The following is a 13,317-nucleotide window of genomic DNA, read 5'->3' as shown; positions in this document are numbered from 1 at the left end:
TTTACACATATTAACTAATTTGACTGTAGTTTCATTTGCAAAGTTTGTTCCTTACCATCACGATAATAAGTCACCGTAATCGTGTCACCTACATTGAATTGGTACAATGCATTTCGCAAGTCACTTGCGTCTGCTACATCAACATCATTCAACTTTGTAATAACGTCAAACTTCTTCAATCCGGCACGCGCAGCAGAACCATTACGTTCGGTCTTCATAATCACAACACCCGACTTAACCTTCTTTGGTAATTGCAAAATGTCTTGTTGATCTTCAGCCGCAATGTTACTGATATCAAACAGAGATATACCTAGACTAGGACGTGTTACTTTACCATCCTTTTCAAGCGCTTCAATAATCTGCACCACCGTATTGGCCGGAATAGCAAACCCCATCCCTTCTACTGCAGTTCCTGATTGAGATTGTGCCAACTTCATTGAATTAATGCCAACAACTTGCCCCGCCAAATTAACCAAAGCTCCGCCAGAATTACCTGGGTTAATGGCCGCATCAGTTTGAATAACAGTTGCCTTTCCTAACCGTTGTCCATCCGGTGTATGACTCTCAATTTCACGCTTAGGCGCTGAAATAATTCCTTCTGTGACAGAGGTTGCATATTCAGAACCTAGAGGTGACCCAATCGCCAAAGCTGTTTCACCTGGTTGCAGTTGATCTGAATTAGCAAATTCAGCTACCTTAGTGACACTTGAATTAGAAATCTTTAAGACTGCCAAATCAGTTTCAACATCAGTCCCAACTAACGTTGCAGATTCTTTAGTCCCATCTTGCATCAAGATTTGAATCTTTCGTGATCCATCTACCACGTGATTATTGGTCACAACATAGGCATCTTTACCTTTACTCTTATAAATAACACCTGACCCTTCAGACGCTGTTTCTAACAACTCATCCCCCGAACGTCCACCCTGCAAGTTAATAACCGACACAACAGCTCCTGAGACGTTTTTAAACGCCTTAGTTGCTTGTGAGTCATCCTTAACTGCAGAATCCGCCACCTTCGTATTTGGTTGCGTTACTTTTGGTGATGTCGTGCCCATACCATAGTACGTCGCAATCCCAACAGCACTCCCACCACCAACTAAACCAGCCAAGACAGCAACAACCACTGTACTCATTGTTTTTTTCATATTCTCCCACTCCCCTTCATTTCTATGTGACCATGGTAGGTCGACACCCTTTAATTTGCCTTAATACAGAAAAAGACCCGCCACAAAATGTGACAGGTCTCTGTTAATTGCAAAATAAAAAGCATCAATTACTTGATGCTCTACATTTTTAGCCCTTACTTAATTTCGTAAGGAATACTCATATTGATAAAACTTCCCGTTCCCAAGAACTATTGTAGCACAGCTATTTTATAGGAACAACCTAAAAACACACATTTTTTAAAATTAACTTAAAAAATTCGCAATCTGATGCGACAATTAAATGTCCATTAGACGAGAAGCTTGTAACGGTTCAGTATTATGCATTAAAAAATCATGATTTACAGCAAAATCACGCGATTCTAAAATATCTTTGACCGTTAAATAAGCTAATTCTTGCTGATTATTTTCTTGGCTTAAATGCCCTAAGAAAACATTCTTTGTTTGTCTACCAATAACTTGTGATAGCGCAATTGCGCCATCTTCATTCGACAAATGCCCCTTATCACTTAAGATACGTTGCTTCAATGACCACGCATAACCACCCATGCGTAACATCTCATAATCATGGTTTGCCTCGAACAACAACGCATCCGCATTCTGTAACGCTGATAACATTTGATCATTCGCATAACCCGTATCCGTCAACGCCGCAAATGTTTTATTTTCGTGATGAAAAGCATAAAATTGTGGGTCCGCAGCATCATGCGAGACAGAATAACTTTCCACATCCAAATCACCTAAGTCTAACACTTGCCCTGGCTCAAAGAACTTGATGTGCTCTGGTGCAATTTTACCAATCTTAGGTGCCATTGCTGCCCAAGTTTTTTCGTTCGCATAAATATCCATGCCATATTTTCGTGATAGCACACCAACCCCTGCAATATGATCAGAATGTTCATGACTCACAAAAATAGAATCAACATCCTTCAATGAACGATCCACTTCTTGCATTAAGCCTTCAATTTTTTTACCAGATAAACCAGCATCTAGCAGCACTTTTCTACCAGGTGTCTCAATATACGTGACATTTCCTGTGCTACTTGATGCCAACATTGAGGCTTTAAAATCACTCACTATGTCCACCCTCTTCTCTCAATCAATCTTTCATCAAAGAACCATTCAATGCATTAATCTGTACCTGATTTGTTTCTCCTGCCGCATTTGTTAATGAAAACACCCAAATAGGAATATAAATTGTTTCACCCCGAACGTCAATTAACGTCGCATACCCCAATTTACTCCAATTCAAAACAGAATTATTTGCAATCTCGTTAAATTGATAAGCATTCAAAAACGCACTACGTTGTGATAGAACTGCTGGGACATCACTCAGTCGCTGCACATTGGTCACATAGGTTTGCGTATAACTTTTCAAATTATAGTAATCGTCAAAAGTAAATTGAATTTGACCACGCGTCGAAACAAACGTTTCGTGATCTAATTTTTGTGCAAAAACAATCACGTGCAATCCTGAGTCGTCATCGCTTTGACTCAATTCAGGATCAAAAACATATTCATTCCCCGCAATTATTTGCTTATCATCCGCCAAAATTGATTCAAGTTTTTTACGCGCGGTAGCACGACTCGTTCCTAAATCAACTGGCTTCTTAGGTACTGCACGTAATTTTTGTCCTTTTACACTGACCTGCCAATCATTTGAAATACGCTTGCGTTGTTTTGCCAAATAACGTCCACCGTCATTCCCAGAATAATAGGCTCCAGAAGGAACATGTGCATCCAATGACCCAAATTTGATACCATCCATCCGAATTTCTTGTTGAATATTTTTTGCCGATGCTGGGTCAGCTGACATATCACTCACGCTAAACCATTGGTAAAGTAAAATACCATCCACAACTAAAAACAAGTAGAAAAAGGTCCACAACATTTTTCGAATATTCATCTGTTTCCCACCTCTCTTGTCTTTCGTTTACATACCACCCGTGTACGCTGATAACGGCAGCCATTCATTATTGATTTGGACAAACCAACCAGGTTGCAAAGTAATATATCGTTCCTGGTCGTATTCTAACCAGCGGTATCCTAAACTAGTCCCTTGAACTTCCGCCGTGTCAACTCCTGCATTACGCAAGGCTTTCATAACTGACTTCGTATTGCCTAAGGAAATTGTTTTTTCATCCTTATCAGGCAATGGTACTTGCAAGCTGTACAACGAGTATTCAATTGTTTGACGATTTGGTTCATAAGCAACGGACGCTGTCCCAAAATCAAAATTTTGTGACTTAAACATCGGGAATCCATTGACGTATAGACGGTATGAGAGCTTCATTCCCTCGTCTAATTCTTCAAAATAATACATATTTTCTGGTACCTGTTTAATCGCAACCAGCGTTTCATATGCATGGGACATATTGTTACTCATTAACTTAGGAATATGGGTATTATCATATTCTGTCAACGAAACATTCCCTGAATTAGAATCCAAAACCAAGCGACGCGTATCACCATCAGTATATTCAATGTCGCCATTATCGTTTTCAACGATAAACGGTGTTCCCTCCGTTGATTTGAAAGCAGCAGAAACAACATTAGACTTCTCGGCTTCATCTAATAAATAACTTTTCGTCTTCAATTTAACATTCTTCAAATAATTAATGCGCACACGCTCTTTACGCCACTCAAACTCCACCTCAGTCTGATCAGATGGCCACTGCATGTCTGCTAAAGCCGTCCCAGATTGATCAACTTTGGCTCGATAGACATCTTGTGTACGGTCATCAAAGAATCGTATTTCACCTTTTCCATTCATAGGCAATTGAATCCAGTCAATACGATCATCATCTGTCAATCCAACACTAATGTTTAAACGAGCTTCTACCAAACTACCAATAACTTGATCCGGGTAACCCAACAAAACAGTATCATTTTCGTTTAGCAACTTAAGATACTCGTTATTTTTCATTTTTTCAGCGCTAACATTTTCTACTTGCCAATCGCCTAACGCCGATAGAATTTCACGATTAATTCCACGAGAATTCATGATGCGCTTGTGTTTCTTATCTTGGTTCACCACCACTGCATCAAAATCATACACCGCTTCGACGTCTTTTTCAGATACCAAGCGTTTCTCTGATTCATTAGTGTCTGATGAGGTTAGATAAACTGAACGTTCCCCCATCGTGCCCCAAATACCAAACGACAACATCAGACTAATCATGACCAACAAAGCCAACAGCACAATTAATAGATATTGTTTTAATAAACCACGCCATTTACGCCTATTCATCCCAATCATCCTCACCTAAATCATATGCTTCATAAGGCAATGAAATATAGAAAGTTGAGCCTTTTCCTTCCACAGATTCGACCCAAATACGACCACCAAAACGCTCAATAATTTCCTTGGAAATCGCTAATCCCAAACCACTTCCACCTTGTGCACGAGAACGCGCCTTATCAACACGGAAGAAACGATCAAAGACATGCTTCAAGTCCGCAGCTGGAATTCCTAGCCCTTGGTCGTTAATCCCCAAAACAACACGATTGCCATGATCCACCATTTCAGCAGTAATGACACCACCATCTGGCGAATACTTAATCGCATTATTCATCACATTATCAACCACCTGCGTGAATTTAGATGGATCTAATTCAACCCAAATTGGTACCGCAGAGATGTCTCGTGCAATTGAGTAACGTTTTTCTGGTTGTTCATCATTCGCAATAATCATGTCAAAACGGTCTAAGATATAGTTAAACAATTCCCCGATATTGACGTACTCTTGATCAATTTTCAACGTTGATGAATCCATACGTGATAATTCAAGCAAATCATTAATCATACGGATCATACGTGCTGTTTCATCTTCAACTACGCTCAAGAAATTGCGAGACAATTCTTTATCTTCAATTGCCCCTTCTTGCAGCGCATCAACGTAGGACTTAACTGATGTTAATGGCGTACGTAATTCATGTGATACGTTAGACACGAATTGGCGTCGTTCATTTTCAATCTTATATTGCTCTGTAACGTCATGTAACACGATTACAAGCCCTGAAATAAATCCAGAAGAACGTTGAATCAAACTGAAATAAGCCTTCAAATACAGCGTCTGAGACGTGTCACTGAGGTCTAACATCAACTCCTGTTGCTGATCTAGTAAATCACGTAGGGTGTATTCATCTTGAATACCCAACAACTTCAGAATTGACTTTCCAATTGCATCGCTTCCGTCTTCAATCCCCAACATACGCGCAGCCATTGAGTTAATCATATTGATGTTTCCACGGCGATCAGTTGCCAAAACACCATCCGTCATGTATTCCAAAACAGAATCCAAACGACGACGTTCAAAATCAATTGAATTCGTTGTTTCTTCGATACGAGAAGCCAACGTATTAACATTTTGCGCTAATTGACCAATTTCGTCATTTGTACGAACTTCGATTGTTCCAGAATAATCTCCTTTAGCAATCCGAATCGTTCGATCATTAATTTCAGTAATCGGCCGTGCCAAACTACGAGAAATAATAATCGCCATCACAAAACCTAACACAATCGCCAAAACAGAGGCTGAAAGGAAAATCATCGAAATATTATTCAAATTATCGTAGACGTTCTTTAAATTGGCACGAACAACCACCACACCAACCGTTTTATTTTGTCCATTTGCCGCATGAATCAAGGGGCGAATCGTCAATTGGAAACGTTCGTCCCCACGTAATTCAATCGGCGTACGTCGGTAATCAGTTCCAGACAAGGCTGCTTTAACATCTGCCTGCGTAGATTTCTTTCCAACACGATCTTGACTATTCACATTATTAGTCGCCCGAATAATACCATGTTCATCCACAACTAAAATTTCCGTAATCGCCGGATTATTAATAGACGTCAACATACGTTGCATCGCTTCATAATTTTCTTCCGACAAGTCTTCTGTTAAAGAATCTGTTACATAGGGTTTCAAAGCAATTTGCGTACGCAATTGTTCCAAATTTTGATTTTCTAATTGCTTAACAAAAAAAGTCCCAATAACTTCTAACGTTACCAAGAGCGTTAACGTGAAAACTACCGCAATTTTGACATAAATGGATGAAAAAATCCGATGCCAATTAAAACCTTTCCATTTCCGCTTCATATATCAACCCCTGTATCTAAAAACGAGCGCTTGCCTGATTGCAAAGCGCTCGTTATACTTCGCACGATTAGGCGTCTTCAGCTACCTTCAAGTAGTATCCAACTCCACGTCGAGTCATCAAAATTTGTGGATGACTTGGTGCTTCTTCAATTTTTTCACGAATACGACGCACTGTAACGTCCACTGTACGTACATCACCAAAGTAATCAAAGCCCCAAACCGTTTGTAGTAAATCATCACGTGTCATCACTTGCCCAATGTGCTTAGCCAAATGGTGTAACAATTCAAATTCACGATGAGTCAATTCGATGTCTTCCCCATCCTTAGCAACCATGTAGGCATCCGGATGAATAATTAGTGATCCAATCTTAATATCACCTGCTTCTACGTCATCCGTCGCTGCAACTGCAGGAGCTTGACGACGCAAGTTCGCTTTCACACGTGCCAAAAGTTCACGGTTTGAAAATGGCTTTGTTACGTAATCGTCTGCTCCCATTTCCAATCCCAAAACCTTATCAATTTCAGAATCCTTAGCTGTAACCATAATGATAGGCACTTGAGAAGTTGTACGAATCTGACGTAACACTTCTGTCCCTTCAATTTCAGGCAACATTTGATCCAACAAAATCAGATCTGGCGTTTCAGCTTCAAAAACTTCCAACGCTTCTTTCCCGTCCATAGCTACTACAACGTCATAGCCTTCTTTACTCAAATTGAATTTAATAATATCTGAGATTGGTTTCTCATCATCAACCACTAAAATTTTTGTCATGTTTAAATCCTCCCACACGGTCGGTGTATTTGTTGATAATTATATCATTAAGCCCCGTTTTGAGCCAATTTAACAAATTTCAAACTTTTTTTGAAAAAAGGGTTGTCAACGTGCCAAAAAGATTGTATATTAATATCTGTTGTTAAAACAACAAGACGTTTTGGACAAGTAGCTCAGCTGGTAGAGCAACGGACTCTTAATCCGTGGGTCCTGGGTTCGAGCCCCAGCTTGTCCATTAAAAAATAATCGCGATTCACTTCAAAAATTATTTTTTAAAAACCTTGATAAAAAGCTTTACAACAGGCTTTGAAGGTGATATATTAATATATGTTGTTAAAACAACAAAACGTTTTGGACAAGTAGCTCAGCTGGTAGAGCAACGGACTCTTAATCCGTGGGTCCTGGGTTCGAGCCCCAGCTTGTCCACTCTTTAAACCATCAACTTCGGTTGGTGGTTTTTTTGTGTTTTAAAACACTTTTCCACTTCCCTTTCTTTCAATTGTAATCCACACCCTTTAACTCACGCGCCACACCTTTTAATTTTATCAAATATAAAATCATTATCTCCGCCACTTACTATAGTAGATATTCCTTACACCCACCAACCAACATCCGAAGAAGCCACTGCACATAGCGCCTTATCACCCTAACCTCAACACTACACAACTATCTCACAGAACGCTGTTACAGCGGCATTCAAACCATTTTAATATACCTGTACTTTCTCTATAAAACGCCTCAAACAGCAACACATAGCCTTTTAGGCACAAAAAAACACCAACCCCGAAGGATTGGTGTTTTAATTTATGTTAGTTTTCTGCAACGAAAGGCAAAAGACCCATAATACGTGCGCGCTTAACAGCAGCAGTCACCTTACGTTGGTTCTTAGCTGATGTACCAGTTACACGGCGTGGCAAGATCTTACCATTGTCAGAAATGAAACGTTCCAACAATTCAGTGTTCTTGTAGTCCACGTATTCGATGTGGTTGGCTGCAATAAAGTCAACCTTACGGCGACGGCGAGGTCCACCGCTACGACGTTGTTGTTGTGCCATGATTGATTCCTCCTATATATAGACTATTGTCGTTAGACAAGTTCGCTTAGAACGGTAGGTCGTCGTCAGAAATATCAATTTCTTGACCACCACCGAAAGGATCATTTGATGAACTTGACGCATTAAACACATTCCCACCATTTGATGCAGGTGCACCGAATGGGTTAGATTGTGCGTTAGCGTTTTGTTGACCACCAAAATTATTGTTTTGATTACCAGCAGGCGCTGTGTTTCCAGTAGAAGCACGGCGTTGCTCGCTTTCAGCACGACTCTCCAACAATGAGAAGTTATCAACAACAACTTCAGTCACGTAGACACGTTGTCCTTGTTGGTTCTCGTAATTACGTGTTTGTAGTCGTCCTTCAACAGCAACTTGTGACCCCTTTGAAGTAAAGTTCGCAAAGTTTTCTGCTGACTTACGCCAGATAACACAGTTAATAAAATCTGCTTCACGTTCACCATTGGCATTCGTGAATTGACGGTTAACCGCCAATGAGAATGTACCAACTGCTGCACCTGAAGTTGTATAACGTAGTTCAACATCACGTGTCAAACGTCCAACCAATACAACACGATTAATCATCGGAAAGGTTCCTTTCTTTATTTGTTCAAAAGCATTAATTGCTTAATTAAAATTAAGCTTCAGCAAGGTCGCGCTTAACGATCATGTGACGCAAGATGTCTTCTGAGATCTTTGCCAAACGATCAAATTCGTTAAGAGCTGCTGAGTCTTCAGCAGTGAAGTTGACGATGTGGTAAGTTCCCTCACGGTAACCATCAATTTCGTATGCAAAGCGACGTGATGACCAGTCCTTAGACTCAGCCACAGTTGCTCCGTTATCCGCCAAAATCTTGTCAAAACGCTCAACCAACGCCTTCTTAGCGTCTGCGTCCATGTCAGGGCGAATGATGTACGTTAATTCGTATGCCATTATAGTAATCCTCCTTTTGGTCTATGGCTGACTCGTCTGAGCCAGCAAGGAGCACAGTGACAATTCACCGATACTCACAGAAGTTTAGTTTACACATTATTTGTCTAATAAGCAAGTTGTATTTAGGAAATGAGCGACGGGTTTTCCTACTTTAAAGCTTCGTAAATTGGCAACAGCGCTTCCAATGCCTTTAATAGGTCTTTTTCCATTTGCTCAGTACCAAAACGTGAATCACCACGATTCATACGAACACCCACCAAAACTTCGGCTGACTTAACTTTCGCAAAACGATCTACCGTTGCTTCGTATTGATTCAACGGCACATTTGCATTAATCATATGTTGTTGGCTAATCAAGAATTCACTCGGCAACTTTTCTACTAAGCCAGCAACATTGCGCAATTTAGGAACGATTTCTTCGGTTTGCTTAGGCTTCATATTTTCTTCAACGGCTAGATATAGATACACATGATCCGCCCACATCCCCATTTCAAAGTGCGGCATCATCTTGTATCCGCGCTTATTGGGCGCAAACGCTACCCAGGTATTATCGACGGGATTTGTTTTGCGCATAGCATGCTTAGCAACATGTGCATACCAGTCTTGACCATCTATAGCTAAAATCGGCAATGCTTTTTCAGCAAATTCTTCAAAGGTTGGATCAATGACATTACGAATCCCATCCATACGACCATCTAGCGTTGGATCATCAAAGACATTAAAGTCAGTATCTTTAAACATATATGTATACTCCTTATTTTTGTTCAAAATTCGGTACAAAAAAACCTGAAATCAGTCGCCTAATTCCAGGTTTTCAAAGACTATTACTTGTCACCCATCAAATCTGCATTTTCATCATGGAAACGCGTCTTGAATAATGGTGATACCGCACGGTTTTCGTTGATACGCTTAATCGCTTCACCAATCAAACCTGCAGTACTTACTTGTACCAACTTACCAAAGTGACGTTCCTTTGGCAGGAAGATTGAATCAGTTACGATAACCTTTTCAAATGCTGATTCTTCAAGAATCTTAGGTGCATTACCTGAGAAGATGGCGTGTGTTGCTACAACGTAAACTTCTGAAGCACCTTCATCAATCAACTTTTGTGCACCTTGTGAAATTGTTCCACCAGTGTCAATCATGTCATCGATCATGATGGCACGCTTGCCCTTAACATCACCAATGATGTTCATAATCTTAGCAACATTCGCCTTAGGACGACGCTTGTCAATGATTGCGATTGGCTCTTCAGAACCAATCAATTCAGCCAGTGCACGCGCACGCGTTACACCACCGTGGTCAGGTGAAACAACAACAGTGTTGTTATCAGCGATTCCTGATGTCACCAAGTAGTCAGCCAACAATGGTGATGCTAGCATGTGGTCTACAGGAATATCAAAGAATCCTTGAATTTGTGCAGCGTGTAGATCAAGAGCAAGCACACGTGTTGCTCCAGCCATTTGTAGCATGTTAGCTACAAGCTTGGCTGTGATTGGTTCACGTGAACGTGCCTTACGGTCTTGACGTGCATATCCGTAGTAAGGCATTACCACGTTAATTGACTTTGCACTTGCACGGCGCAAAGCGTCGATGGTAATCATCAATTCCATCAAATTGTCGTTAACAGGGGCTGATGTGGGTTGAATGATGTAAACATTGTCCCCTCGTACGGATTCATCGATATTAACTTGAATTTCGTTATCACTAAAACGAGCCAAGTTAATTTCAGATAACTCCACGCCAACTGATTCCGCAATCTTCTCAGCTAACGGCCGATTACTGCCTAATGAAAAAATTTTCAAATGAGCGTCGCCATAGGTCGCCATATCTGCCTCCATTAATTATGTGTATATACGTTCTTTGTCACTTTTTATTTTAACCCCTTTTACCCTTTTCTTCAATTGATTTTCTAACTTGAAACAAAAAACGTCCAAGCGTAATTAAACGCTTGAACATTTTGCAATTATTGTTCAGTTTGACCAAATTTTTCAAACAAAGGTGTACGCTTCCAATAATCTTCCTTTGTTGTTTGACGTGTACGTGCAATTCCCATTGCATGCGCAGGCACATCATCTGTGATTGTTGATCCAGCTGCCGTCACAGCTTCATCTCCAATGACAACTGGTGCAACAATCTTTGTGTTTGACCCAATAAAGGCGCGATCTCCAATCGTCGCATGTGCCTTGTTCAAACCATCATAGTTAACAAAAATTGTTCCAGCTCCAATGTTAACGTCTTGACCAACCGTTGCATCACCAATGTACGTCAAATGACCGGCCTTTGCGGCAACACCTAGTGTCGCATTCTTCACTTCAACGAAGTTTCCAACATGGGCTTCATTTTCAATAACAGCCTTTGGACGCAAGTGGGCATACGGACCAACAGTAGCACGTGACTTCACAATTGATGATTCAATGTATGATGAGTCAATACGTGCTTCTGATTCAATAGTAGAATCAACAATCTTTGTTCCCGCAGTCAAGATAACATTGTCCCCAATAACTGTCTTTCCTTGCAAGATAACATTAGGTTCGATAATCGTGTCGCGCCCAATCACCACATCTCCTTCGATGTATGTGTTTTCAGGATCAATCAAAGTGACACCATTACGCATGTGCATTGTGTTGATACGCTTGCGTAGCACACGGTTAGCTTGTGCCAAAGCAACACGGTCATTTACACCCATTGATTCGTCAAAGTCATCCATTTGGAACGCACCAACAGTGTGTCCTTGCTTACGCAAAATTTCTAAAGTATCCGGCAAATAGTATTCACCTTGCGCATTGTCGTTTGTCACTTCATGCAAACTTGAGAACAACAATTCATTATCAAACACGTAAACACCCGTGTTTACTTCGTGTACAGCTTGTTCAGCTGCATTAGCATCCTTTTGTTCAACGATACGCAAAACATTTCCGTCTTCATCACGAATAATACGTCCGTACCCAGTAGGGTTTGGGGCCTCAGCAGTCAAAACTGTTACGGCATTACCAGACGCAGCATGACTAGCGAACAACGCTTCGAATGTTTCCAAAGTAAACAACGGCGCGTCTCCAGAGGCAATCAAAGTCATCCCTTGCTTGTCACCCAATTGTGGTTCTGCCATCAAGATAGCGTGACCAGTTCCCAATTGTTCTGCTTGCAAAGCAATCGCACTACGATCACCAATCACTTCTTCAACACGTTCTGCGCCATGTCCAACAACTGTAACGATATCGGATACCCCAGCACGTTCACTTGTTTCCAAAACCAATTCAACCATTGGCTTACCACCAACTTCGTGCAATACCTTAGGTAGGTCAGACTTCATACGAGTTCCCTTACCTGCAGCCAAAACAATCACATAACGTTCCATAATAATATTCTCTCCCTCTCCTAATCCTAATACCTAAGCATTATTAAATATTGTGCAACCCCATAGGTTCGTTGCCAATATAGATTTCAGTTGCATAGTTCCCAGGTGCAACTGTAACACCGCCATTTTCTTGGTTCGCATCAACGCGCACTAATGATGTGTACTTATCAATGACACGACTTTCTGCGTATCCTTCAGCCACAACAGCAGTTCCCACTACTTGACCTTCGAATTCCTTAACTAGTGAGGCCATTCCACGAATAGTTCCACCAGCCTTCATAAAGTCATCCACAATCAAGACGCGAGATCCCATTGGCAATGAACGACGAGATAATTCCAACTTTTCAAGACGTTGTGATTGTCCAGTTACATAGTTCACTGACATCGTTGGTCCTTCTGTTACCTTAGTGTCATCACGCACGATAACAAAAGGTACATTCAGCTCATTAGCTACCGCTTGCGCGACTGGCACACCCTTAGTTGCGGCAGTCATCACGGCATCAATTGGTTCACGTAGGTATTGTGTCGCAATCAAGCGCCCAATGTGATTTAGCATACGTGGATCACCCAACAAGTCTGACAGATAAACATAACCACCAGGTAGAACACGCGTATCGTCATCAATGGCATTTGTCATTGATAGGATAAATTCATCTGCTTCTTCGCGTAGCATGTATGGTGTGAAGCGCGCTCCACCAGCTGCACCAGAAATGGTTTCTAGCAGACCAATTCCTCGTTCTTCAAATGTTTTCTTCAAGATTGTTAAATCTTCAGAGATAGATGACTTAGCACTATCATATCGGTCAGCAAAGTATGACAACGATACAAGTGTGCGAGGTCGTTCTAATAGGTAATAGGTCATATCAATCAGACGACCACTACGACTAGTTTTCATAATACAATTCCTCGAACGTTCGGTTATTTTTCTAATAA

13 protein-coding genes and 2 tRNA genes are annotated in these 13,317 nt (G+C 40.9%); 2 read left to right on the top strand and 13 right to left on the bottom strand.

The window, feature by feature from the left end; translation table 11 throughout:
• Window positions 1–14: 14 nt before the first annotated feature.
• The 6 genes from KHQ31_RS00370 to yycF form a co-directional block, all read right to left on the bottom strand.
• Window positions 15–1,148 carry a S1C family serine protease gene (locus KHQ31_RS00370; protein WP_213409067.1) on the bottom strand — a complete coding sequence of 378 codons (1,134 nt, stop codon included), beginning with the start codon at window positions 1,146–1,148 and terminating at the stop codon, window positions 15–17.
• Between the two features lie 297 nt (window positions 1,149–1,445).
• Window positions 1,446–2,222: an MBL fold metallo-hydrolase gene (locus KHQ31_RS00365; protein WP_213409678.1), complete on the bottom strand. Its 777-nt coding sequence runs from the start codon at window positions 2,220–2,222 to the stop codon at window positions 1,446–1,448.
• Window positions 2,223–2,265: 43 nt separating this feature from the next.
• Window positions 2,266–3,072, bottom strand: coding sequence for a two-component system regulatory protein YycI (gene yycI / locus KHQ31_RS00360; protein ID WP_213409066.1), 807 nt, complete (start codon window positions 3,070–3,072; stop codon window positions 2,266–2,268).
• 27 nt (window positions 3,073–3,099) lie between these two features.
• Window positions 3,100–4,416: a two-component system activity regulator YycH gene (gene yycH / locus KHQ31_RS00355; protein ID WP_213409065.1), complete on the bottom strand. Its 1,317-nt coding sequence runs from the start codon at window positions 4,414–4,416 to the stop codon at window positions 3,100–3,102.
• Window positions 4,409–6,268, bottom strand: coding sequence for a cell wall metabolism sensor histidine kinase WalK (gene walK / locus KHQ31_RS00350; protein WP_213409064.1), 1,860 nt, complete (start codon window positions 6,266–6,268; stop codon window positions 4,409–4,411). Before walK ends, yycH begins: the two co-directional genes overlap by 8 nt.
• Window positions 6,269–6,335: 67 nt before the next feature.
• Window positions 6,336–7,040, bottom strand: coding sequence for a response regulator YycF (gene yycF / locus KHQ31_RS00345; protein WP_213409063.1), 705 nt, complete (start codon window positions 7,038–7,040; stop codon window positions 6,336–6,338).
• A 162-nt stretch (window positions 7,041–7,202) separates the two neighbouring features.
• Here yycF and KHQ31_RS00340 point away from each other — a divergent pair.
• Window positions 7,203–7,275, top strand: a tRNA-Lys gene (locus KHQ31_RS00340).
• Between the two features lie 118 nt (window positions 7,276–7,393).
• A tRNA-Lys gene (locus KHQ31_RS00335) sits at window positions 7,394–7,466 on the top strand.
• Between the two features lie 383 nt (window positions 7,467–7,849).
• On the opposite strand, the gene rpsR is transcribed toward KHQ31_RS00335, so the two are convergent.
• The 7 genes from rpsR to purR form a co-directional block, all read right to left on the bottom strand.
• A complete protein-coding gene (gene rpsR, locus KHQ31_RS00330; RefSeq protein ID WP_009495697.1) occupies window positions 7,850–8,095 on the bottom strand; it encodes a 30S ribosomal protein S18 in 246 nt (81 codons plus the stop codon).
• A gap of 46 nt (window positions 8,096–8,141) precedes the next feature.
• Window positions 8,142–8,678: a single-stranded DNA-binding protein gene (gene ssb, locus KHQ31_RS00325; RefSeq protein WP_213409062.1), complete on the bottom strand. Its 537-nt coding sequence runs from the start codon at window positions 8,676–8,678 to the stop codon at window positions 8,142–8,144.
• 52 nt (window positions 8,679–8,730) lie between these two features.
• Window positions 8,731–9,027 carry a 30S ribosomal protein S6 gene (rpsF, locus tag KHQ31_RS00320; protein WP_009495699.1) on the bottom strand — a complete coding sequence of 99 codons (297 nt, stop codon included), beginning with the start codon at window positions 9,025–9,027 and terminating at the stop codon, window positions 8,731–8,733.
• 146 nt (window positions 9,028–9,173) lie between these two features.
• A complete protein-coding gene (locus KHQ31_RS00315) occupies window positions 9,174–9,767 on the bottom strand; it encodes a DUF1054 family protein (protein WP_213409061.1) in 594 nt (197 codons plus the stop codon).
• A gap of 83 nt (window positions 9,768–9,850) precedes the next feature.
• Window positions 9,851–10,855, bottom strand: a complete 1,005-nt coding sequence (locus tag KHQ31_RS00310; RefSeq protein WP_213409060.1) for a ribose-phosphate diphosphokinase — start codon at window positions 10,853–10,855, stop codon at window positions 9,851–9,853.
• 137 nt (window positions 10,856–10,992) lie between these two features.
• A complete protein-coding gene (gene glmU, locus KHQ31_RS00305) occupies window positions 10,993–12,387 on the bottom strand; it encodes a bifunctional UDP-N-acetylglucosamine diphosphorylase/glucosamine-1-phosphate N-acetyltransferase GlmU (RefSeq protein WP_213409677.1) in 1,395 nt (464 codons plus the stop codon).
• Between the two features lie 40 nt (window positions 12,388–12,427).
• A complete protein-coding gene (purR, locus tag KHQ31_RS00300; RefSeq protein ID WP_213409059.1) occupies window positions 12,428–13,279 on the bottom strand; it encodes a pur operon repressor in 852 nt (283 codons plus the stop codon).
• Window positions 13,280–13,317: the final 38 nt, after the last annotated feature.

The sequence above is a fragment of the Weissella ceti genome (genome assembly GCF_018394055.1).
Taxonomy (GTDB): domain Bacteria; phylum Bacillota; class Bacilli; order Lactobacillales; family Lactobacillaceae; genus Weissella; species Weissella ceti.
This window is presented reverse-complemented; position numbering and strand designations above follow the sequence as displayed.